Origin of the sequence: Bacillus pumilus (genome assembly GCF_038738535.1) — a bacterium.
Lineage (GTDB): Bacteria > Bacillota > Bacilli > Bacillales > Bacillaceae > Bacillus.
Genome location: NZ_CP046128.1, coordinates 1,715,680 through 1,739,495 on the forward strand (window position 1 = coordinate 1,715,680; position 23,816 = coordinate 1,739,495).

At 40.9% G+C, this 23,816-nt stretch carries 22 protein-coding genes; 2 read left to right on the forward strand and 20 right to left on the reverse strand.

The window, feature by feature from the left end; genetic code table 11:
- Positions 1-88: 88 nt before the first annotated feature.
- Positions 89-748, reverse strand: coding sequence for a TetR/AcrR family transcriptional regulator (locus GKC25_RS08515; protein ID WP_106037267.1), 660 nt, complete (start codon positions 746-748; stop codon positions 89-91).
- Between the two features lie 164 nt (positions 749-912).
- Here GKC25_RS08515 and GKC25_RS08520 point away from each other — a divergent pair, with 164 nt between their 5' ends.
- A complete protein-coding gene (locus tag GKC25_RS08520) occupies positions 913-1,068 on the forward strand; it encodes a pentapeptide repeat-containing protein (protein WP_223251117.1) in 156 nt (51 codons plus the stop codon).
- Between the two features lie 255 nt (positions 1,069-1,323).
- On the opposite strand, the gene GKC25_RS08525 is transcribed toward GKC25_RS08520, so the two are convergent.
- Positions 1,324-2,250 carry an alpha/beta hydrolase fold domain-containing protein gene (locus GKC25_RS08525; protein ID WP_095285224.1) on the reverse strand — a complete coding sequence of 309 codons (927 nt, stop codon included), beginning with the start codon at positions 2,248-2,250 and terminating at the stop codon, positions 1,324-1,326.
- A gap of 375 nt (positions 2,251-2,625) precedes the next feature.
- Here GKC25_RS08525 and GKC25_RS08530 point away from each other — a divergent pair, with 375 nt between their 5' ends.
- Positions 2,626-2,934, forward strand: a complete 309-nt coding sequence (locus tag GKC25_RS08530; RefSeq protein ID WP_034660817.1) for a DUF4870 domain-containing protein — start codon at positions 2,626-2,628, stop codon at positions 2,932-2,934.
- A 54-nt stretch (positions 2,935-2,988) separates the two neighbouring features.
- Here the strand turns inward: GKC25_RS08530 and GKC25_RS08535 are convergent, their stop codons facing one another.
- The 18 genes from GKC25_RS08535 to GKC25_RS08620 form a co-directional block, all read right to left on the reverse strand.
- Entirely contained in the window at positions 2,989-4,392 is a 1,404-nt protein-coding gene (locus GKC25_RS08535) for a sensor histidine kinase (RefSeq protein ID WP_187704529.1), read from the reverse strand.
- 2 nt (positions 4,393-4,394) lie between these two features.
- On the reverse strand, positions 4,395-5,102 hold the full coding sequence (locus tag GKC25_RS08540) for a response regulator transcription factor (protein ID WP_034660819.1): 708 nt from the start codon (positions 5,100-5,102) through the stop codon (positions 4,395-4,397).
- Between the two features lie 131 nt (positions 5,103-5,233).
- Positions 5,234-6,502, reverse strand: a complete 1,269-nt coding sequence (locus GKC25_RS08545) for a glycoside hydrolase family 30 beta sandwich domain-containing protein (protein ID WP_095285226.1) — start codon at positions 6,500-6,502, stop codon at positions 5,234-5,236.
- Between the two features lie 53 nt (positions 6,503-6,555).
- The gene (locus tag GKC25_RS08550) at positions 6,556-8,091 is read right to left on the reverse strand and encodes a glycoside hydrolase family 43 protein (RefSeq protein WP_376745168.1); all 1,536 of its coding nucleotides are present in this window, start codon (positions 8,089-8,091) and stop codon (positions 6,556-6,558) included.
- A 224-nt stretch (positions 8,092-8,315) separates the two neighbouring features.
- The gene (locus tag GKC25_RS08555; protein WP_342689965.1) at positions 8,316-9,776 is read right to left on the reverse strand and encodes a CoA-acylating methylmalonate-semialdehyde dehydrogenase; all 1,461 of its coding nucleotides are present in this window, start codon (positions 9,774-9,776) and stop codon (positions 8,316-8,318) included.
- A 336-nt stretch (positions 9,777-10,112) separates the two neighbouring features.
- Positions 10,113-11,453, reverse strand: coding sequence for an alpha-glucosidase/alpha-galactosidase (locus tag GKC25_RS08560; protein ID WP_187704531.1), 1,341 nt, complete (start codon positions 11,451-11,453; stop codon positions 10,113-10,115).
- 31 nt (positions 11,454-11,484) lie between these two features.
- Positions 11,485-12,315: a carbohydrate ABC transporter permease gene (locus GKC25_RS08565; RefSeq protein WP_034660824.1), complete on the reverse strand. Its 831-nt coding sequence runs from the start codon at positions 12,313-12,315 to the stop codon at positions 11,485-11,487.
- Positions 12,315-13,247, reverse strand: coding sequence for a carbohydrate ABC transporter permease (locus GKC25_RS08570; RefSeq protein ID WP_095285230.1), 933 nt, complete (start codon positions 13,245-13,247; stop codon positions 12,315-12,317). Before GKC25_RS08570 ends, GKC25_RS08565 begins: the two co-directional genes overlap by 1 nt.
- Positions 13,248-13,277: 30 nt before the next feature.
- The gene (locus GKC25_RS08575; RefSeq protein ID WP_187704532.1) at positions 13,278-14,534 is read right to left on the reverse strand and encodes an ABC transporter substrate-binding protein; all 1,257 of its coding nucleotides are present in this window, start codon (positions 14,532-14,534) and stop codon (positions 13,278-13,280) included.
- Positions 14,535-14,751: 217 nt separating this feature from the next.
- Positions 14,752-15,792, reverse strand: coding sequence for a LacI family DNA-binding transcriptional regulator (locus GKC25_RS08580; RefSeq protein ID WP_187704533.1), 1,041 nt, complete (start codon positions 15,790-15,792; stop codon positions 14,752-14,754).
- Positions 15,793-15,974: 182 nt separating this feature from the next.
- Entirely contained in the window at positions 15,975-16,667 is a 693-nt protein-coding gene (gene alsE, locus GKC25_RS08585; protein ID WP_034660829.1) for a D-allulose 6-phosphate 3-epimerase, read from the reverse strand.
- Positions 16,668-16,684: 17 nt separating this feature from the next.
- Positions 16,685-17,947 (reverse strand): PTS ascorbate transporter subunit IIC, encoded by a 1,263-nt coding sequence (locus GKC25_RS08590; protein WP_034660830.1) that lies wholly within the window; start codon positions 17,945-17,947, stop codon positions 16,685-16,687.
- Positions 17,948-17,972: 25 nt separating this feature from the next.
- A complete protein-coding gene (locus GKC25_RS08595) occupies positions 17,973-18,239 on the reverse strand; it encodes a PTS sugar transporter subunit IIB (protein ID WP_034660831.1) in 267 nt (88 codons plus the stop codon).
- Positions 18,240-18,255: 16 nt separating this feature from the next.
- The gene (locus GKC25_RS08600; protein ID WP_342689972.1) at positions 18,256-20,328 is read right to left on the reverse strand and encodes a BglG family transcription antiterminator; all 2,073 of its coding nucleotides are present in this window, start codon (positions 20,326-20,328) and stop codon (positions 18,256-18,258) included.
- Between the two features lie 572 nt (positions 20,329-20,900).
- Positions 20,901-21,176 (reverse strand): DUF3986 family protein, encoded by a 276-nt coding sequence (locus GKC25_RS08605; RefSeq protein ID WP_262417209.1) that lies wholly within the window; start codon positions 21,174-21,176, stop codon positions 20,901-20,903.
- Positions 21,177-21,190: 14 nt separating this feature from the next.
- Positions 21,191-21,772, reverse strand: a complete 582-nt coding sequence (locus GKC25_RS08610) for a hypothetical protein (protein WP_039166537.1) — start codon at positions 21,770-21,772, stop codon at positions 21,191-21,193.
- Positions 21,773-21,787: 15 nt separating this feature from the next.
- A complete protein-coding gene (locus GKC25_RS08615; RefSeq protein ID WP_187704536.1) occupies positions 21,788-22,675 on the reverse strand; it encodes a S8 family serine peptidase in 888 nt (295 codons plus the stop codon).
- 567 nt (positions 22,676-23,242) lie between these two features.
- Positions 23,243-23,713, reverse strand: a complete 471-nt coding sequence (locus GKC25_RS08620) for a MarR family winged helix-turn-helix transcriptional regulator (protein ID WP_034660833.1) — start codon at positions 23,711-23,713, stop codon at positions 23,243-23,245.
- Between the last annotated feature and the right edge of the window lie 103 nt (positions 23,714-23,816).

Here is a 23,816-nt window from a genome sequence, read left to right on the forward strand (position 1 = left end):
AATGAAAGTGCGAATGTGAAATACACATGGCGATATAAGTGCTTTCAAAACTGTAAAATGGTTACATCCAATCTTCAGTTCATCATCCTTATTCCTTGGCTTTCTTGAGATCGCTAACAACTTCAGCATATTTATCATCTCTAAGCAGCCCATGACCCATAAAGTCAGCAAAGTACTTGCTCATCTTATGCTGCAGGTTAGAATCCTTAATATCGAATTCCCTAAAAAACATGACTAAATTAAACTGCATAGATTCAAACATAAAAGAAATGAGGTCGTCATCAATATCAGGTCGTAGATATCCATCAACCCTCATGCGGCGTAACATGTCCTTGATTAAGGGGAATGACTCGCCCTTTAGCACATTCAAATATACTTTTAGTAAGGTGTTCTCTGGAATGTGTAAAAATGTTTCAACGAGTTTGATTTCCAGTTCATTCAATGGCTCAGTCGCAATGCCATTAGTGTTGTCAAATAAGCCAGTAAGGAAAAATTGAAAAAGAGAATCTTCATTGTTGTTATGAAAATACGCAGCTCTTTTCTTGGTCACATGTCGTATTAAGAGACAATAAAGGTCATCTTTGTCTTCAAAATACCGATAAAAAGTTCCGGGATGCATGGACAAACGATCCAAAACCATCTTCATCGTTATATCCTCGTAAAGATGATCAACAAAAAGATGCATAGCACGATTACATATGTCCTCACGCCTTGCTTCATTTAATCGAAAAAAAGTATTTTTTGGCATAAATGACTCCTTTATGTAAAATGTGAACTCATTCACACCATATCGATAATTGATTCACATGTCAAGCTGTATTGAAATAGATACCCGCTCTTTGCTCGGACGGATTTCACCCCAACGGTAGTACGATTGATCATTGTACCTTTATTCGTTCCGACTTGCGCTCTGTGGGCATTGCCAAAATCGAAGCCGTTTTCACCAATTGCGAATTCTCCTCCTGCGATATGAGAGGAATGACATTGGAGAATGCTATGTTTATCGATTGTACTTTTTATCAATGTAGATTCAATGACCGCGTTTTACAGGCAGCGAATATCAGCTAGTTGAAATAACGTTTGAGGGAGTGGTGACACTTCGTCAACTCCAGTGAAGAAGTGAACATTCATTATATTAATAGGAAATATGTATGTTTTAAACAAAAATTGGAATTTAAGGATTACTTAACCCGAAGTGAATTGACTATCTGAATGTATTTCATGTTGAATTGAAAAAGGCTGCTTTCCAGTAAGCAGCCCATTCACTAAACTTTCGACTATTTCAATCAAATCATTCTGCATCTTTTTGTGTGAACTCAACCCCTAACGATTGATTACCTGAATGATTTTCTCCTGAGCATCTTGTGCCTCAGGGATTGGCATGACAACAAATACATGAAGCATTTCAGGATAAACAAGGGTTTTTATGTCAATTCCTTGTTCTGTTAGTTTTTCATCAAGCTTTATGGCATCTGGATATAACATATCATGTGTTCCAATAAAATGAGTAATCTTCCCAAGTCCTTTAAAGTCACCGTAAATGGGACTGATCAATGGGTCAGTTACATTTTTGTCAGCTGTCCAAATCTTTGCAATGACTTCCATTCCTTCAGGACCTAGAATCGGGTCCTTTTTTGCATATTCAAACATTAGAGGATTGCTTAAGCTCATGTCAACACATGCAGATAATAAAATAATATCCTTCGGCTGCGGCAGACCTTCCTTCTTTAAAAGGTGCGCCAGACCAAGTGAGATATTCCCGCCAGCTGAATCTCCCATGATCGTCAATTGATTGGCACTTTCAACAGTTTTCAGAAGGTCTTTATATAGGTTTAGGATTTTCAGATAGGTATCCTGGCAGCTATAATGAGGCACTTTTGGGTAAATAGGAGCCACAACTTTCGCATTGAGTGATTGCGCCATCTTATCCATGAACCACCAATGGAAATTCAAAGGCTGATTTGTCCACGCGCCGCCATGTATATATAGAATGACTTTTTGTTTTTGTGACGTTTGGTCATTCAAAGTGAAAACTTGCATGCCTTCGAATGTCTGCTCTTTTATCTCACTAATTAACTTCACATCATCTCCAATGGCATAAGGCTTCGTATTTTCTATTCCTTTTTGATCAAGAAATTTCTTTGTGTTTTCAATACTAGAAAAACTCTCTTTATTACTTTGGGAAGCGAATAATTTTTCAAATTGAATACTTTCTTCAGAACGTTCTCCATTAACAATTTCCACACTCATTTGTTTTATTGTTCATCCTGATGTATCACACGAAATGATTCGAGGTAGACTTGTATTTCTTTATCAGAGGTCTTTAACAAGTTAGATAAAAGGTCTTGAATTTGACGGAAGCGTTTAATTTTCCTTTCAATTTCTTCGTGTTTGTGATGGACAATCCTTCTTAAAGTATCAGGTTCTATGTCTTGACTCAGCAGTTCCATAACTTGTATTTCCTTTATCTTTCATGTATCGTTCGATTGTTTAACATTTTTAAGGTTGCTGTAAGGTTCGGATTAATACAAGTTAAGATTGAGGTTGTACAATGGGTTTGTAAGGAAGTGAGGGCTGAGTCGAATGATTCTCCCCCTTCTAAATCAATCATAGAGGTGAAAAGGTTTGAGAGAAAATAAAATTTTGTCTTCATTATGTTACTTCAGTATCTTTTTTGCGCCATTTTTGTTTCCGATTATCGTCTATTTCTTAGGGAAGGACGAAGTGAAATATCATGCGAAAAAATCGCTATGGACACATTTTATTCCTTATTTGATTTTTGGCATTGGTATCCTTGGTTCAGGTTTACTTGGCATGAACGATATCAGACATGCTGGTCCGTTCTTAATTGCAACGTATGCTGTGACATTCCTTGTGGCGATCTACTTCTTCATTTGGAACATTGTCAAAGGCATTAAAGTGTTTTCAGAATAATAGATGGGAAAAACGGTTCTGTGATTGATCAGAACCGTTTTTTTGTATGTCCATTCATGCGGGTAATTGGATATCAATCGTTGTTCCTTCCCCTATCATACTGCGTATCGTGATATCCCCGCCGTGCTTTTGGATGATATCCTTTGCAATGGCCATCCCGAGACCAGAGCCTGCATGTGTCCCTCCTGTATTCGTCCCTCTATAGTAGCGGTCAAACACTTTTTCTAGCTCTGCCTCTTCGATTCCTTTGCCATTATCTTTAATCGTGATGTGGGTATTTTCTTTTTGTTCCAGCTGTACAATGATTTTCACATCAGAATCATTGTGAACAAGGGCATTTAAAATGAGATTGGTGACCGCTCTTCGTATGAGGATCGTATCAATATTTAGCATGAGCTTGTCTACATTCGTTTGCAGCTCAATCGTCTGTTCTGCATATCTCGAATCGTTTAGGATATCAATTAACGTTTCCCGCAGCAACGGCACAATGTTCACTAGCTCTTTATGCAGCATCACGTCGTTATTTTTCAGCCTTGTTGTTAAATTTAGATCCTCCATGACATCTTTGATGTACAGTGATTTATTCTCTACGATGCTGGCATAATGTCTGATGTCTTGATCTGAAAGAGGATAATTTGGATCTTTGATGATTTCTGCATAGCCTTGAATAGAGGATAATGGTGTTTTAATATCATGAGAAATATGACTGATCCACTCTTCCCGCATTTGCTCTAATTTGTCTTTTTCTTTTTGGCTTGAAGCGAGCTGCTCTGATAAGTGATTGACATTGTAGAAGACATCTTTATATATTCCCTTAGTTGGCAGCTTTGTCGTATAATCTCCGTTTGCGAGCCGCTGGATTCCATGAATGGCACGGCCGAGCGGTTTGATGAGCTGCCGGCTGAATAAGTATCCAATGAATAAGGCAATGATGGCATCGATCGATAATAAAATCATCGTTCCGATATTGAATCTTGATATTAAGTCCTTCGTGTCGAACGAGAATAAATATTTTCCGATGGCAGGGTTCTTAAATCCGATAAAGTAGCTGTATTCCCTGCCCTTTCCTTTTTTTCCGCCGGCATAAATGGTCGATAGCAATTGCTTATCTTTATATTTATGTATGTTCACGATTTCTATAGGTGTATATTTGCTCTTTATTCCTTTAGGTGCGTGTGCATGATAGACGTCTTGTCCATTTTCGTCTAATATTTGAATCCACGCATTTTGTTGTTTTAAGGCTTGCTGTCCTTCTTTGTTCACAGTGATGCCTTGATCGGAAAAGGTTATGTATTGTTCAAATGTTCTTGTGAAGGTTTCGGGCGTATTTTCTTCGTTTTGCTGGCTGCTTGCTTGTAGTACAAGCCAGATCATGAATCCAAATAAGTTGATAAAGACCGTGATAATGGTCACGATAATGACAGAGACCATATATCTGCCTGTTAATCGCCATTTCATCCTTACGCATCCTTTACAACAAATTTATAGCCAAGCCCTTTGACCGTCACGAGAAACTCTGGTGTAGATGGGGAATTCTCTATTTTCTCCCGAAGTCTTCGTATATGAACCATCACCGTATTATCAGAACCGAAGAAATCTTCTCCCCAAACGGTTTGATAAAGCGTTTCTTTACTGATCACGCGATTCGGATGCTGCAAGAAATAGGTCATCAGCATAAGTTCTTTCGGTGTGAGCTCAATCACCGCTCCATTTTTCGTCAGTTCGGCTTGCTGCTCGTTTAACTCAAATGGCCCTTTTTTGATCACGGGATCAGCTTGAGAAGGCTGTAAGTATGATGAGCGTCTCAGCTGGGCTTTTACCCGGTAGGCGACTTCCTTTGGGCTGAAAGGTTTTGTAATGTAATCATCGCCGCCAATGGCAAGTCCTACAATTTTGTCTGATTCCTCTCCCTTTGCTGATAAAAAGATAATCGGAACATGCGAGACGTCTCTGATTTGTTTGCAAATATCGTAGCCTTCACCGTCTGGCAGCATAATATCCAGTATGACGAGATCGGGATGTTCTTGATGGAATTGCGTGAGCCCATCACGGGCAGTTGAAGCTGTTATCACCCGGTCAATGCCTTCTCTTGTTAATACTGTATGGATTAATTCCAAAATTTCTTTTTCGTCATCTATAATCAATACTTTGCTTTGAAGCTTTGGCATTATGATCACTCTCCTGAAGTCATTGTTATTATTATACCCAAAGTGTAGACATCGTGAAAAATCAACTTTCTATTTGCACAGAAAAAAGCCAATTTTCTTTTTTAATGAGAAAATTGGCTTTTGGTGTTTTTTTAGCGTTTGACCACAAATGTTGTCACACTTTGAGCCGGGAGATGAGCCCAAAATTGATTACCTGATATATTTAAGTCAGTTCCAGGCTGAAGGTTGCTGTTACTACTCGTAATCCATCTTGACGCTTGTGAAGCGGTTCCATTTTGCATGACAAAGTGTTGATTGACGCCTGTATTGTTTTTATTAATCGCTACAATGACGACCTTATTGTCCCCTTTATAGGCTGAGACGAAAACATTCGGTTCAGGGCTTTTCGTTGCATCAATTCTGACGTACCCTGGACGCACAAACTTGGAGAAATGCGCCATGTTGTAGCCACGTTTGCTAATCATTCCATCTTCCTTCATAGGACCGTATGATCTGCGGATGTACCACCAAACATACGCCTGAAAATCACCTTCCACCATCGAATGGTGAATATGCTCTGACACCCCTAATGCCTCAGGCCAGCGGTCCGCTGAATTGTTATCACTATTCGGGTAATATACCTCTGTCATCCACAGCTCTTTCCCCGCTCCTTTTTGTTTAAAAAGAGGATACGGAAGCTGGCTGATCTGGGTTCCATACAGATGGGCACCGAGAATGTCCATATTTCTAAGCGCCTGCGGATCGTTTAAGATAGGATCTGATATATTTTTAAGGTATTGAAAAGATTCTGGTGCAATCACGCGTGCATTAATGGAGCCGGCATTTTCTCTCATGAATCGCAGGATTTCCTGAGGCGTCCACCATGTCCATTCGTGTGCATAATCAGGCTCGTTTTGTACAGAAATGGCATAGAGGTTGACACCATTATTTTTCATGTATGTCACAAAATCATTCAGATGCTGAGCATATGCGGCGTATTGATTGTATCTCAACCGCTTTGCAGACGCACCATTACGGTTGAAAGTCTCCACCATATGGCTTGGAGGATTCCAAGGCGAAGCGATCACTAAAGCGCCATGATCTATTGCTCTTTTGGCGGTAGCAACTTCTCTGTGCCAATTATTTCTGTTCTCGTCTACATTAATTCGTAGAATGGAGAATCCTAATTGATTCTGCCCATTGCCAAAGGCGGTTTCCCTTTGAGGGGCGGTTAAATCACCAATCCAAGCCGGGTGGTTCATTCCGCCAAAGCCGCGAATCACTTGTCTTTCCGCATTGACATTAATATTCGCATCACTTGCTGCTGAAACCTCAGTTACCCCAGGCCCTATGAACATGACAGACAGCATAGTGCAGCAGACCAATAAAGTACAAATTGGTTTTTTGATTATGGACATCAAATTTTCCCACTCTCCCATCAACCAGTGATCGATGCCGCAGCATCTGATTTTGTTTACCTTTGAGTAAACTGCCAGGAATCAAATTGGAATAGGTTGGCACCATTTCCTTTGAAGACAAAAAATACGTTGTGCACTCCTGCTGCTCCGTTCACTGCCGTTTCTATTTCTCGCCAGTTTCCGCCTGTGGAAGGGACATTGAGTGTTCCGGCAATTTTGCCGTCTGGACTGCCAAGACGTACTTCTATTTGTCCGCCTGAAGCGGATGCTACATTGGCTTTAAAGGTTCTGGCACCGCTCGATCCGAAATCGACATTACTGATAGCCACCCAATCACCGTTTTGAATGTTTGTGACATGCTGGTTATTGACTGGCCCACCAGGTGCTGAGGAGGAATCTGTTAAAATGCGTCCATTCCAAGCGAATGTTTCGGCTTCTACCCGCTGATAAGGGTTCAGGTTGGAAAGTTGTTTAACGCCTTCAAAATTGGCTGCGACCTCTCGAAGGGAGCCGTCAGCATTATGGACAAGCTTATTAATGTGGGGAGATCTGTAGCCTTTCCCTGCCCCATATAAGGCAGAGCTCACCGTTTGCGTGTGATACACGACATACCACTCGTTTTTAAAATGGAACACAGCATGATGGTTGTTACCGCCGCCGCCGAAAAATGCACCCGGATTTTTCAGGAAGTGTCCTTTATACGTAAAGGGGCCCATTGGACTTGAGCTCGTCATATAACCGATCTCACCAGGTGGTTTATCTGCTGGGTGGGAGCCGCCAAAATTGATGCAATAGGAATAGTAATAGGTACCGTTATACTTATGCATACCCGAATCTTCAAACATAAAAGGAGCATCAATGGTTGATGCGCTGCCAACCACACTAGTCATGTCAGGTCCTAGTTTCAGAACTCTCGCTGTTTTAGGATTGGCCCATTGTCCCTGCGTTGGATTTGAACCGCCTGGAACGCCTCCTCCGGCATATAGATAACCGGTTCCGTCATCATCTACAAATACGGCTGGATCAAAAAGCCATACAACACCGGACATCCCTGGTGTATTTGGCGTGACGAGCGCTTTTCCGATAGGATCTTTCCAAGGTCCAATCGGGCTGTCTGCTGTCAAGACGCCAATCCCTCCGCCGCTGTTAGCAAAATAAAGGAAAAATTTATCCTTCCCATTGATCTTTTTCACCGCAGCGGATGGAGCCCAGGAAGCGCCTGCCCATTTGGCAATCCCTCTCCCGCCATTGGCCCCATTTGCGCCAGCTACTGGAATCGCTCCGTGATCTGTCCAGTTCACCATATCCGCCGAAGAGATGACAAAGACCCTATTCAAATTCGCAAAAGAATTATCCTTAATCGTTCCATTGCTGTGATATTCATAGTCATCACTCGACATATAAATGTACACTCTTCCGTTATAGGTGAGCGCAAACGGATCCGCCCCCAGGTGATGGTCTATGAGTGGATTTGCATTTCCTACTCGTTTTGCAATGGGGGTACTTGCTGCACTCGCATCATATACCGGTATACAGCTCAGCACCAAAGCAAGAATCAAAAAACCTACACCGCACTTCATCCTCTTCCTCATCGTGTCATTTTCCTCCTGTTTTCATCTTCCTAATATTGGGGTTTACGCCCAATTTCAAATTATGTTGATATGAGCTGATGAAGAATGAATACAAAGGATGATTTCTAGGGAAAATCACTGCTAAAACCATCATGAAAACCCTTACTTTTTGACTAGGAGACAATAAAAAAATACAGTCCTCCACTTTGGAACTGCATTTTTTCTTCTTATTCAATGAATGTAGATTACATATAACGAGCGGTCACCATTTTCTTTCTTGTGTAAAACTCTACTCCGTCTGTTCCGTTCGCATGTAAGTCCCCGTAGAAAGAATCCTTCCAGCCGGAAAACGGGAAAAATGCCATTGGTGCGGGCACACCGATATTGACGCCGAGCATACCTGCTTCGATGTTTTCGCGAAATTCTCTGATGCTTGATGCGCTGTCCGTGTAAAGGCAGGCACCGTTCGCAAATTTTGATTGATTGGACAGGTCGATCGCTTCTGTTAGTGAAGAGACACGGACAATTGATAAGACTGGGGCGAAAATCTCGTCCTGCCAAATTTTCATTTGATTTGTGACATGGTCAAAAATCGTCGGTCCAACGAAATACCCTTTTCCCTTTGTTTCAAGGTCATTCCTACCATCACGAATGAGGCTTGCTCCTTCTTCAATCCCTGACTGGATATATTGAAGCGTTCGTTCTTTATGTTCCTTTCGAATGACTGGACCAAGAAAGACATCTTCATTTATTCCATTTCCAATGACGAGCTCGTTCGATTCATCAACTAATTTTTGAATGAACTCATCTGCCACTTCTTCTTCCACCGCGACAACGGCCGCGGCCATGCAGCGCTCTCCCGCTGATCCAAAGGCAGCACCAATGATTTGTTTCGTTGCCGCATCTAAATCTGCATCTTTGAGGACAATGGAGTGATTCTTTGCACCTGCAAGTGCTTGGACACGTTTGCCATGCTCTGTGCCTTTTTTATAGATGTATTCTGCGACTGGCTGAGAGCCGACAAATGAAATGGCTTTGACCTTTTGATGTTCAAGCAGACCGTTGACGACATCGTGAGCCCCATTGACGATGTTGAGAACACCTTTTGGAAGACCCGCTTCTTCAAATAGCTCGGCTAACTGCGCGGCAAGAATGGGCGTTCGTTCTGAAGGTTTTAAAACAAACGTATTTCCGCAGGCAATGGCAAGCGGGAACATCCAGCACGGGACCATCATCGGAAAGTTAAATGGCGTAATGCCGCCAATGACACCAATCGGATAGCGGTACATGCCAGATTCGAGTCCAGATGCGATATCTGGTAATTGTTTTCCCATCATTAAGGTTGGTGCACCAGCGGCAAATTCGACACATTCAATCCCTCGCTGCACTTCTCCTTTTGCTTCTGTTATGCTTTTTCCGTTTTCAAGCGTTACGAGTTCAGCCAGTTCATCCCATTTTTCAACGAGTAACTGCTGATATTTAAATAAAATGCGTGCACGGCGGGGAACGGGTGTTTTCGACCAAGTGGTAAATGCTTCTTTTGCTGCCTGTACTGCACGTTCGACATCCTTTTTTGTTGAAAGCGGCACTTCTGCGATGATCTCGCCAGTAGCTGGGTTATATACTGCCTCTGTTTGACTTGTTTCTGCCTCAATCCATTGTCCGCCAATATAATTTTTCAACATTTGTACATCTGTTTTGGTCATGTTCCCTCTCTCCTTTTTATGAAAGAATGTCATGCTTATAGGATGTGTATGGTTGTAATTGTCTCATCTAACGGGCGCCCATCTGTATACACTCTTTGTCAAATATTATTGTCGTTTTGGTTTACGTTGTGATAAAAGCTTGCTCTAACGTGTGAAAGGTTGACGCCCTATCCCTTTGTTTGTGAGAAATGATTCCCGAATGTGATTCATTCATGGTGATTTTTCGATTAACTTTTGGTTAACTTTAGAAAAATCATAATATTAAAAACGCTTTCAGTCAATCCTCTTTTTGCAGCATAAAAAACCTGATGCGCGTTGCATCAGGTAGAGGCTGGTTTATTTCTGTAAGTTGGTTGATGCAGCATATTGATTCGGTTCTGCAAAATGCGGGAGCATCTCACCATGTGCTTCAATGAGTTCATCGCATAATTTGATGATGTCATCAATGGATAGTTCAGCGCTTGTGTGTGGATCAAGTAATGCCGCTTGATAAATGTGCTCTTTTTTGCCGCTAATTGCTGCTTCGATTGTCATGAGCTGTGAGCTGATATTGGTCCGGTTGAGTCCAGCCAATTGTTCAGGTATCTCTCCGACATAGCAAGGCATGATGCCGCTGCGATCTGCAACACATGGTACTTCGACACACGCTTTTTCAGGCAGATTGTGAATGAGTCCTCCTGTGTTCAGCACATTCCCGCCAAATTTAAAGGGAACGTTCGTTTCGATCGCTTCAATGATACGAGAACCATATTCTTTTGAGCGAGTATGTGTGATCTGTGTATTGCCCACAAGGTCATGCTTCATTGTATTCCAGTTGTTGATTTGTTCCTCGCAGCGTCTCGGGTATTCATCGAGCGGAATGTTAAATTGACCGATCAGTTCTGGATAGCGTGATTTGATAAAATAAGGATGGTATTCGGCATTGTGCTCTGAGGATTCTGTGACATAGTAGCCGAATTTATCCATCAGCTCAAAACGTACCATATCATGATGCCGCGCTTGCTGCTTTTCTTTCGCTCTTCTTTTGATGTCTGGGTACAAATCTTTTCCGTCCCGTTTCACCTCTAATAACCATGCCATATGGTTGATGCCGGCAATTTTTTCTTCAATGCCTTCATGATCCATTTCAAGTGATTCAAATAGATCCTTTGTACACACCTGCACACTATGACAAAGACCCACCGTTTGAATCGGTGTATAGCGCAGCATCGCACCTGTCAGTGTGGCCATTGGATTTGTGTAATTTAATAATAAAGCATTTGGACAAACCTCTTCCATCTCCTTTGCAAAATCAAACATCACAGGAATTGTTCGAAGGAAGCGGAAGATGCCGCCGATGCCAACCGTATCCGCAATCGTTTGTCTTAATCCGTATTTTTTCGGAATCTCAAAATCAATCACAGTGCTTGGCCGATAGCCTCCAACCTGGATGGCATTGATGACATATTTCGCATCCTTTAAGGCTTCTTTTCGGTTGTGATAGGGCTTAATGGTCACATTTGCACCGTAGTTCTCTTTTAAATGCCGAAGCATCGTGTCTGATTCATTCAGCCGGTTGTGGTCGATATCATATAATGCGAATTCAAAGCCGCTAAGTGCAGGGACGAACAAACAATCTCCTAATATATTTTTAGCAAACACGGTACTCCCTGCACCGATAAATGTAATTTTAGACATTGACGACTCTCCTTTTTACATCCTTATTGAACTACCCTTTGACAGAGCCTTGTGAAAGCCCTGCGATAAAATATTTTTGCAACAGTAAAAACATCGTAACCATTGGCAGCATCGCAATGAGCGCAGCGGCACCAACGAGCTGGAGCTGATGCTGATTTTGACCAAAAAAATGGGATAAGGCGACTGTGAGTGTATGCATTTCTTTATCTTGCAAAAAGAAGATGGCAAATTGATAGTCGTTCCAAATATACACACAGGCAATGATTAAAACAGAAGCGGTAATGGGCTTCAGAAGAGGAAAAACGACAGTGAAAAAAACTCTGAGTGTCCCCGCTCCATCAATACGGGCTGCTTCTTCAAGCTCCTTTGGAATGGTCGACCGGATAAAGCCTGCGTATAAGAAAATGGTTAGCGGCAAAAAAGCAGCGACATTATTTAAAATAGCGATTTGATAGGTGTTCATCATCCCGATTTGAACGACCATTTTATAGAGCGGGACAAGGGCTGTGAGCGGTGGAATGACCATAATGGTGATGAATAAAACATAAACTGCTTTATTTAGCTTTGTGTTTCTTCTTGCGAGCGGATAGGCTGCAAGAGATCCAAGTATGATGAGTAATACAGCGGAGGTAAACGTAATCATCACTGTATTCAAAAAGGACTGGCCAAGCTGAGCCTCTGTCCATGCCGTGCGAAAGTTTTCAAGATGGAGCGCTTTCGGAAACAGCCATTTTGAACTGAAATCTCCTATCCCCTTTAATGATGTCGTCACCAAGATATAAAATGGAATGAGGTGAAGCAATGTCACCAAAAGTGCGAGGAAGGTGTACCATCTCTTTTTGTGTTTAAAGGCGTTATCCATCACACCTCGGTCTCCTTTCGTTTGAAATAAATCAGTGCTGCGACACTAATGACAAGGATGATGACCGCCATGAAGACTCCTTGCGTTGCTGCATAGCCTGCATCCTGACGTTTGAAATACAGATCATACATAAAGGTCGACATCGATTGCGAGGAATCTCCAGGTCCGCCGCCTGTTAGTGCCACAATGACATCAAAAAGTTTCAGCCCGCCAATGACATTAAGCACAACATTAATAGTGATAGACGGCATAAGCAGCGGCAATGTGATCCGTCTGAATTGCTGGAGGCTTGATGCGCCGTCTAATTGTGCCGCCTCATAATAATCCTTAGGAATACTTTGAAGGCCTGCTAAATAAATGATCATCGCAATTCCGACGAATTGATAGGTGTTGACAAGCACAATGATCCATGTGTTTAATTGCGGATTGCCAAGCGCATTCATTTGGTCAAATCCAAAAAACGTCACCACATCGTTTAAGGCACCGCCTTGGTAAGCAAACACAAAATACCAAATATAGCCCATCGCAATCGGACTAATCATGACAGGTAAATAGATGACTGTTCTTGTGATCGCTCTCATCTTTAAGCTTTGATTTAATAAAAGAGCATATCCAAGTCCAATGATATTTTGTAAGATTGTACTCCCAATTCCGTAGAGAAGCGTGTTTTTGACAACAAGCCATGTCGTTGGGTCTTGAAGCAGACGTTTATATTGATCAAGCCCAATCCATTCATAAGTTTGTGAGAACCCGTTCCAATTCGTAAAAGATAGCTGAATGCCGTTCAAAAAAGGATAAATGATAAAGGTACTGACGACGAGTACAGCTGGCATGTACATCCACCAAAGTGATGAATTCCGGCTTTTTTGCATCTTTTGTTTTGGTAAAGAGGTAAATGCGGCTGGCTGCTTTGCTTTTGTGATGTCATTCATTGGCTTCACTCCTGTTTCAGCATGGGCCTGCTATTGTTTTTTCAGACGCTTATATTCCTCTTCCATCTTCTTCGATAATTGTTCTGGTGTGATGGAGCCTGCTAATAATTCTTGACCCGTCGTTGCCATGACAGCCCACATTCCGCTTGGTAAGTATTTTCGATCGAAGTAAGGTTCAATCTTCACCTGTTCGTATTGATCGTAAAACGTAGAGTAATAGTTTTTCGCTTTTACATGCGTTAAGGCTGCTTCAGAGGATGTGCCTTCTGCGATTTTTTCCGCATTTTCAGGCTTTGCGAGAAAATCGATGAATTGTTTTGCTTCTTTTAGATGCTTGGAGTCCTTCCAGGCAGCGACAGTAAAACGTTCTCCCCCAATCCAGCTTTGCTCATCTCCTTCATGAATGGCAGGAACAGGTATCGTGCCTACTTTGATCGATTGATTGAGTTCTGACGCTTCAGGTCCTAAAGAACCTCCGACAAAGGTGAAGGCTATTTTGTTTTGTGCCATCAGTTCAGGTGCTTGAGATAGTTTCGCTGTCAGGACATCTTTGTTTAAAAGATCTTGATCCTTCAGCTCCTTCATGAACTGTGCAAGCGGTGTATAGTGAGACCAATCAAAAGATCCGTTTTCAAGTTCTTTTCCGTATTGATGTTTTGGATCGGTGATTAATAAAGGTGTGGCTAGTTCATCAAAGACTTGGGCGATATTTGAGTTGTCTCCTCCTGGTATCCAGAGCGGCACAACCTCTCCTTTGCTCTTTTCCTTCACTGTCAGCAAAGCCGATTGGAATTCATCAAGTGTTCTAGGTACCTCAATGTCATAGTCCTTTAATAGATTGGCATTAAAGCTAAGCCCGTCTTTTGCTTGATTCAGCGGATATGCGTATACTTTGCCATCTTGATCCTTTAAAATCTGATCGAGTGAAGGATCAAGCTGTTTGACCCAATTCATCTCTTTTAGATCAGCGACATACTCGCTATAGCGGAGTTTGGCCCAGCCGTGTGTGTCAAACAGATCCGGCATATCGTTTGCCCCCATTTTGACACGAATCGTATCTTCATAGCTGTTGCCTGGGAAGTTGGCATCGATTCGAAGATGTGGATGCTCTTTTTCAAACTCACGAATCACTTCTTCAAACGCTTTTCTTTCCCCGCTGTTGCTCATTGACGAAAAGAGAGTCAAGGTGACCTTTCCGTTTGCTTCAGACGTACCGTTATTGCTGCAAGCAGACAAAAAAATGGTCAAGACAAAGGCCGCAGTGAGCAGCATGATTTTTTTATTCATGGTTTCCTCCTTTTGATCACTGAAAATTCAGACGATAATCGGTAGAATTCATGCAGTTGCGGAAACAAAAGAAGTCCATTATACTGGAATTCTATTCTTTTCAAAGAGATAAGAGAGCATAACGGCAGGCTGCCTTGTTCTTCGCATGATCTGGCCATCATGTGAAGCAGCTTGCTTTCTGCTTTTTTGTCTCTTTTTTGTTTGCTGAGATCTTGGTTCACCCCCTTTCATGGATGAGACATGTGCTGCCCCGTTCGATGAGTTTTGTTGGCACGACGACTTTTAGAGGGAGCTTTCTTCCGTTTATTCGCTCAAGCAAAAGCTTCAAGCCGACTTCCCCCATTTCTTCTGTGTATACTTTTACGCTTGTAAGCGGCGGACTTGAAAATGAAGCAGCTTCAATGTCATTAAACCCAACAATGGATACATCGAAAGGAACACGCAGACCGGCTTCGTTGAGCGCACGCATTGCACCGATCGCCATTGAATCACTTCCGATAAAAAAGGCTTGTGGAAGGTTTCCTTTTTTAATGGCTTGCTGCATAAGCGTATAGCCTTCTTGCATGGAGTATTCCCCAATGTGGATGTCATCCAGATGAAGACATCCTGCCTCCTGCATTCTTCTCATAAACGTCGTTTGTCTTTCGTCCTCAATCACAGCGTTTCCTTCGAAATAATGCTCCCGCTCCTTTCCGCCAATATAGCCTAGATGTGTATAGCCAAGCGATTGCAGATGGCGAATTGCTCGATCTGCCGCTCTTACAAAATCAACATGTACACAATCATACAAATCTTCATCCGCATAATGATTAATAAAAACAATGTGTTCCATTCGGTTTGTCATTTTTTCAACTGTATCGGGGCTGATTCGTCCAATGACAATCAAACCGTCAATACCCTTTAGCATCGCGCCTTTATCCATGCTTCTCAGGCGAAAGGTATGGAGGGTGGACAGCCCTTGTTTGGCATATTCTTTTTCAATTCCTTTTCTAATCGATGAAAAAAAGGGATCATTTAATTCTTCGTCAATGGATTGAGCGACAACGATACCGATGACTGGGGATTCAGATGGAGGTTTTTCTTCTGCTTGATCGGCTTTTCTTGCTCTCACTGGGGTATAGTTTAGCTTCTTTGCAATGTCGAGGATGTTTTGTCTTGTTGCGTGTGAAACGGAAAGTGTTTGATCGCCATTTAACACACGGGATACAGTGGATACGGACACTTTTGCATCATGGGCAATATCTTTGAGTGTGGTCATAGGCAAACTCCTCTTAGATTTTGACTAAATATTTACTAAAGATATTTGAAGGATAACATATAAGTAAAGCGCTTTCAATTGTGGATTTGTAATTTTTTATTTTATATTTGGGTATGTTTTGGTGAGATTGTGGTGTTTTAGTAAAATTGCGTAAAAAAGAGGATGGATTACATCCTCTTTTACTAACGTGATTCAATTGAGGCTGTTTCTTTTGCAAACAATTGCTTCATTGTCTCCCAAGCTTTATCGAGTTGATTGTGAAGTCCAAATAAACCTGAGTTGCCGATGATATAGATCTCATTTCCAGCCTCAGCAAGCAGCCGGAACGTGCTCTCATTACAAGAGCCGTCTACTTCAATTGAAAACGTGTATCCTCTCTTCTCTTTTATCTCTTTCACCTGTTTAATTTTCTGAAGCATTTCTTTAATAAAAGGCTGACCTGCAAAGCCTGGATCAATCGTCATGATCGTCACTCGGTCTATTAAATGTAGATAGGAATCTAACGCTGCAATTGGTGTGGCGGGATTTAAGACAAAGCCGACCTTGCAGTCTCTTTGATGGATATGCCGAATGATTCTAAAAACGTCTCTTTGCACGACCTCTGGGTGTAAGCAGATCATGCTTGCGCCTGCATCAATGCAGGCATCGATTAAAAATTCTTGGGGGTATTCCGCCATAAGGTGAACATCAATTGGTCTATCTGTTAGTTTTCGAAGCTGTTCTATGAAAAAGGGCGATAAGGTGATATTTTTCACGTAATGACCATCCATGACGTCGACATGATATCGATCTGCTCTTGTGTTGAGTATATGAATTTGTTCGCGGAAGTGCGTTAAATCCATGCACATTAGTGAAGGTGAAAAAATGGCTTTCATTCTCAGGCTCCTCTTTTTTAAAGTTGAAATAAAAGCTTGATCAATCCAATTAAGATTCCGATGATACCAAAGTCTGTATCTCCAAAAGTTGTCCCTTCAAAGCCAAGGGTCCCTAACACAGGTAATAAACAAGCAGGTAAAAAGGAAAGAAGTAATCCATTCACAAAGGCCCCAGCGACAGCACCTCTTACGCCTCCTGTTGCATTACCATACACTCCTGCTGTAGCGCCGCAAAAAAAGTGCGGGACAAGACCAGGGACAATGACAGTTAAACCAAACAAAGGTAAAAGAAAAATGGATACGATGCCTCCTGCAAAGCTGCATAAAAAACCGATAATGACTGCATTTGGAGCAAATGGAAAAACGGTTGGCGCGTCAAGTGCCGGCTTTGCCCCTTTCACAAAACGATCGGCAATCCCTTTAAAAGCAGGCACGATTTCACCGATTGCCATCCTCACCCCGGCTAAAATAATGTATACACCAGCGGCAAAGGTAATAGCCTGAATGAGAATGAAGACAGCGAAGTTCGTGCCCCCGCTAATTTGTTCTATAAAGGGAATCCCTGCAAACGGTGCAATCGCAAAGAACAGCAAAGCCATCGTGATCGAAATGGCAACAGATGTATCTCTTAGAAATCCGAGTGATTTAGGCACTTGAATGGTTTCCGTTGATTTCTCTGGACGACCGATCCATTTGCCGATCATTCCCGCTGTAAAATAACCGAAGGTACTGAAGTGTCCGAGCGCGAGATCATCGCTTCCGGTGACTTTCCTTGTGAATGGCTGAAGGATAGCCGGTGCAATGACCATAGCTGTTCCTAATATAATCGAACCGGTGGTCACAAGAAATCCTCCTTGCATTCCGGCTGTCGAGAGAACGACTGCGAGCATTGCAGCCATATACAAGGTATGGTGCCCTGTTAAAAAGACGTATTTAAAGGGCGTGAATTTTGCCAATAACAAATTGACCAGCATGCCAAAAATCATAATGAGAGCCGTCTGTGTACCGAATTCCTTTTGGGCAATGGCCGCCATGGCATCTGTATTTGGGACTACCCCTTGAATGTGAAAGGCTGCTTCAAACATTTTTCGAAAAACTCCAAGTGAATCAGACACGACCGTGGCGCCCGCTCCTAATATTAAAAAACCCATGGTTGTTTTCAAGGTGCCTGACACGGTATCTGCGGCTGATTTTTTCTGCAAAAGTAAACCGGCCAGTGCAAACAAACCGATGAGAATTGCCGGTGTGCCCAATATATCGTTCATGATCAGTTCTATCATGATGTGAATCCCCCTTTTTTGTGGCTTATATGTGTTTACGAAGGACGTCTTTAATGGCTTCCTGGTCTAACAAGTTATTTAATCCAGCGACCTTTCTTGTGCCGTCATCCAGCTGATCGATAATGTCTGTTGCTCCGATATATAGATCGGCCTGTTCATTTTTACTTGTGCTGAGATCGGTATGATCCACTTCAGCTACAAGTCCTAACTCTTCTAATGCTTTTTTGACATTCATTTCTACGATAAAGCTGCTTCCTAATCCGTTTCCGCACACAACAAGAATTTTTTTCATTCTCTTTTTCCTCCCTTTATAGTTGTGAAAATTGATCAACTAGTTTTTGCACCGATGCTAATTCCTTTGCTTCAACCAGTTGTTTTCTCCGTTTTTCATCACTTAACAGCATGGTCAGCTGTTTGAGTGCTTTCAAGTGGGTCATACTGTCAATGGCTGCTAGCACAATGATGAGACGAACCTGTTTTTTTTCATCCTTAGAGAAAAAAATGGGCCGTTCGAATGACATGAGTGACATGCTTAATTTGTTCACGCCGTCCTCTGGTCTGGCATGCGGAATGGCTACTTGTGGTGCAATCACAATATAAGGTCCATTTTGATGCACAGACTGAATCATGGCCTCCACATAACCTCTCTGAATGGCATTTTGATCGAGTAAAGGCTGCGCTGCTTTTGTGATGGCCTCTTGCCAAGTATCTGCTGTTTGCTGGAGATGAATGGTTTTTTCTGTTAATAAATCGTTTAACACTGGTTTCCACCCTTTCTGATGGGATACATATGCGGGATGAAGTAGCTCTTTAAGATCACGAAGCAGTGCTTTTTCATTTTGTACGATGGTATGCTGCTGAATGATGTTGAATAAAGCGTCCACATTTTTCTCATCAAGCCTGATTTCTGCACCTTCTCCATATTGAAGCAAGGTTTTTTTCTCATAGGCAGTGAGGATGGGATGAACGAGGTGAACGGGTTTTCCTTTAAACGAAATAGGTGTTGTTGACACAACAAAGTCAACATCAATGGATGACATTTCTTCATATGAACGCTTTGATAATAGTTCACGTACTTCGATATAACCGATTAATTCGATAAGCTGTGTTTTCAGCATGTGACTTGTGCCAATTCCTTCGCCGCAGACAATGTATACAGAACGCCGCACAATTGGTGAAATCCCTTCTCTTCTCATCCAACCACCAAAATGCATCGCCACATATGCAATTTCATGGTCGCTGATCTTTGAGCAAGTCGCCTTTTCTAAATGGCATACGACCTTTTGAGTGATGTCAAACACCTCTGGCTGTGCTTTTTTAATAGATTCTGTTAATTCATTGTTGATATCAATGTGATAGATGAGTCTGTAATAGGCCGGGATGAGATGCATGGTCAAGTTTTGCTCCAAGGCTTCGTACTCTTGAAAGGAAATACAAGCATACCGCTGAAAGTCAAAAATCATTTGTCTGGCAATGGTGCGAATGAGATGCTCTTCTGGTTTTTTACTTGATGGAAGCTTTTGTTTCTTGGCGCTGAGCCATAGAGTGCTAAGAAAATAGATTTCATCATCATGAACTTGAAGACCTGTTTCCCTTTGAATTTGTGCCATGAAACGAATAGCCGCCAAGCATTCATCTGTTTCCTGCAATGTACGCTTTTCTTCGTTTGAAAGGTGTACAGCACGTCCTAGCTTCATCCGCTTGAAGTAGAAAAAGAGATCCAAAGACAGCTGATCCAGCATGTCATCTGCAAACTCGAGCTTAAGCTCTTGTTCTGACTTCTCGAGGAGATGCTTTAACCGCTTATATGAAATGGGCCCCTTTAACCAAAAAGATGGAAACGCTTTTTCGTTTTTTATCATTGTGCGAATGGAATGAATATAAGGTTTCAGCGCCAATCGAATCGCTCTTTCTTCTCCTGAAATCAAATAGCCGCAGGCTGTCTGATAGTGAAGCGTGAGCTGCTGCTTTGAAAGTGCTTCTTTTAGCTGTTTCATATCTTCAAGCAATGTATTCCGGCTCACTTTGATCATCTTCATAAAATCATCAATTCTTAGGCGTTTCTCACTGCATGCAATGGATAAGAGCAGGATGGCTCTTCTTTCCTTTACGCATGGTTCATAATCATGGCCAACGAGAATGGTGTTCGCTTTTTGAATAATGACTTCTTTTTCATGTGGGTGTAAGTAGTAGCCAAGTTGATCTTTTCGCTGAATACCACTCAGCTGCTGAGTTTCCAGCCAGCTATTCATGCGTTTGATTTCAGAGTAGACGGTTCGAGTAGAGACATTCAGTCGATTCTGTAAATCTTCAATTGATAAATAAGATGTCGTGTGAATCAGCATTGATAGTAAAGTCGTGCCCCTTTTGGTTAAATACAGTTGGAATTCCTCCCTTCTTTCCTTTGGTTATAAGTTTAATCAACTCACATGCATCAAAGAAGCCCAAATGTCTTCAGCAAATGCAGTGCAGCTTTTGGGTGCTCTTTTGCCATAAGAAAAAGCACACCCGCATGAGTGTGCTTTCAGACTTGTACACAAAGAGTCCTTTGTCTTCTTTTACGTGATAGAAAACCTTTGTAATGAGGCCATGAATGTCCTGAAAAATCTTTTTGAATGCCTTTTTTGATCCTTCACAATGCTTTTGGCATTCTTGATTCACACATATGTACTGCATCAGTGTCCGCAGGTTCTTTCTTCTGGACAAAATATTCACGTTCGTTTTGCTTGCCTCTATCATACGATGATCCACTTAGGAAAAAGGTCCCCTTTTTCTCGGCCGATACAAATAAGAAAAAGTGCCCATAAACATGGACACTTTTTTTATATTATTCCCAAAACGCATCGCCTTCGTAATAAATATATTCCTCAACAAAAGTTTTAAAGTCTACATAAACGTCTTCAAACAGATAAAGCTGTCCTGTTGTTTTATTGTAACGTATCACACAAAAACACTATGCTTTAATAATACCGTTTTCTTTTAGAAACCGTTCGAACAATTCATCCCCTTTATCCTCAATATATTCATCATCAATATTATACTCTCCAACCAACAAACCAAAATCATCATATTTTTCATATTTTTGTTTAAGTTTTATACCATAGCTTTCTTGATCAAAAAACAATAACCATTTCCCTGAATCTAAACTTTTAAAAAACACACCTTCATAATCTAAATCATTTTCATAATAGCCTACATGCAAATGCATTGTATCGTCTAAGTTAAGCAACGTTGATCTCTCCTTTAGAAAATAACATGATGATCTTTTAGATTAGGTGGAACATGATAATGCAGAACAGCAGGTCTTCCATGTTTTATAGGTGCATAATCTAGTCTGAATAGTGGTTTTTTGGTTTTTTTGCTACGTACCTGTATAATGCGCCCTCCTGATCCAGGGCCATCAATAATATAATTTTGAGGCGCCTTTAATGCTTTCTGCACATATGGTCTAGCTACTTTCCATCCTTTTTGCATTCCCTTTTTTCCAACTTGAGAAATTAATAATCTTAAAGCAGCAGCCACCACCGGTATCCACTGACCAGTTACACTGTCTTCTTTCAATTCAGCATTCTGACTCTGTAACGCTAAAGTTTCTTCTAATTCAATAAATACTGGATCATTCAAAAGAAAGTCAAATTCTTTATTAAAGTTTGATACATCTACATTTGAAACATCTATACCGGTATCCTCGTATACTTGTTCAATCAATTGATCACTAACCACAAGTTCACTATCCTGTGAAGTTACGCTCTCAGCATATACTGGAGTCACCGCCGAAAAACATAGAATAAAAGACAGTACTACTAGAATAAGCTTATTCTTCATATAAACCCTACTTTCTCAAAAAAATTTATCTGTATTCATAACTGAATACCCGTTTATTTTATCTAAATTTTTGATTTTTTTCCATATTTTTTTCGAGATTGTGTGTTTATTATAAGAAGAATATTCTTCAAAAAAGAGAGCAGCAAGACCTGCCATGTAGGCAGCTGCCATTGAAGTACCACTACTATATAAAAAAGAACCATCTTTTGAATAACTTTTTATATACTGCCCCGGAAGTAACACATTTAATCCTTTACCTACAGTTGTCCCTTTCCATATATCACCGTTCATATTTAAAGCTCCTACAGCAATAACATCTTCAAATTTAGCAGGGTAGAGTATCTCGCTCTTTTCTTGTAACCCATAGTTCCCAACCGATGAAATTACAACAATATTATTTTTTAAAGCTCTATTTATTACAGATTCCAGTTTTCTGGAATATTTTAAAGTGCCAAATGACATTAAAATAATGTCAACCTTTTCTTCAATACTATAATTCACTGCTTCTATTACATTATTAATATCACCATTTAAATTGTTATCCAAGGCTTTAATTACATATAAATCGATGTTTGGCGCAACACCAATGTCTTTACTAGTTAATATTCCAGCTAAATGAGTTCCATGACCATGATTATCTTGATATGATCTTTTGGGATCTAAAACGTTTACCCCTTTCTTAACATTGACCTCCTGCTTTAATGAAACACCTGAATCAATTAATGCTACTTTAACACCTTTTCCAGTTAGTTTTTTCTGGTTATGCAGTTTATTAATTTTTAAATATTCATAGGCCCAATTTTCATTCTTAAATTTCTCAGTTTTGTTTTTATTTATTATTAATGTTATAGATACCACAGTTAGAATTAATGCTACTAGAAGGAGTGTAAGTTTCTTCTTCAAAATCATCGCACCTCTTTTAAACATATTATGAGAAACATGATGTATTTTACCATTAATTTTTTTCAAATACAAAACAGCACTCAGATGATTCCAAGTGCTGTCGAAAGGTTACCAAAAATCCTATAAATCGTAACAAATAAGGTATATTATAACAATACTCATGTTATTTTATATCCTTAATCATATTGTATCTTTATAGGTACTCCGTTTTTTGAATGAATACTAGTCTTTCCGTAATCAGGAATGTCTGATAAATAGGCTTTGTGGTTAACTCCGTCTAAGATTAGGAGCTTTACTCTTCCCAACTCTATGTGCTTTCAATTTTCTTTGTAGTTAGAATTTCAAAAAGAGATGTTCGTCCCTTAAATCTAAAGACAAATAATCAAAGCCTTCAGATCAGCTTCAGTCAGAGCCTCATCTATGTTTTCAGCCCAAGACAGTTATCTTTGACAGCTCAGTCCTCCTCTTATCATCAGTTATACTTTCAGCTAAACCATCTTCAAAAAAAGCGTGCAGCCTTTGAGTCCATTTTTCCATAAAAAAGCACACCCGCATCAGTGCGCTTTCTTACGATTTAGACTTAAACAATCGCAGCTCTTGCTCCATAATATCTGCTGCTTCGTTAATAAATTGAATGATTAAGTCTAATTCTTCTCGTTTGTATTCGTTTGTGAGCTGTTTAGTTGATGCCGATAAAGATTGAAAGAGTTCTTTTACTTGTGATTTCCCAGCCGTTAATGGAACGATGATGACTCTTCGCTTGTCTTTTGGGTCCTTTTCTCTTTTGACGTAGCCAGCTTTTTCAAGACGGTCAATAAGAGCTGTGACCGCACCTGAGCTAAGACCTGTTTTTTCACTTAATTCCCCTGCTGTGAGGGGGCCGAGTTCGTTTAATAAATCGGCTGATTTGAGATCTGTTGGGAAAAGGCCGAGCGATTGCGCGGCCGCTTGATGGAATAAAACCGTTCGTGTCGCGAGGCGCCTCAGTGTATGTATGATCAGGTCTGCTCTGTCTTCTGCGTCGTTCTTTATTGACAACTTGTTCTCCTCCCTTTAAAATCAATTTATCTTGATCATCAAGATAAATGTTCTCTTCCTTTATATTTAAGTTGATCATAGCAAAAATAAGGAGAGAACGTAA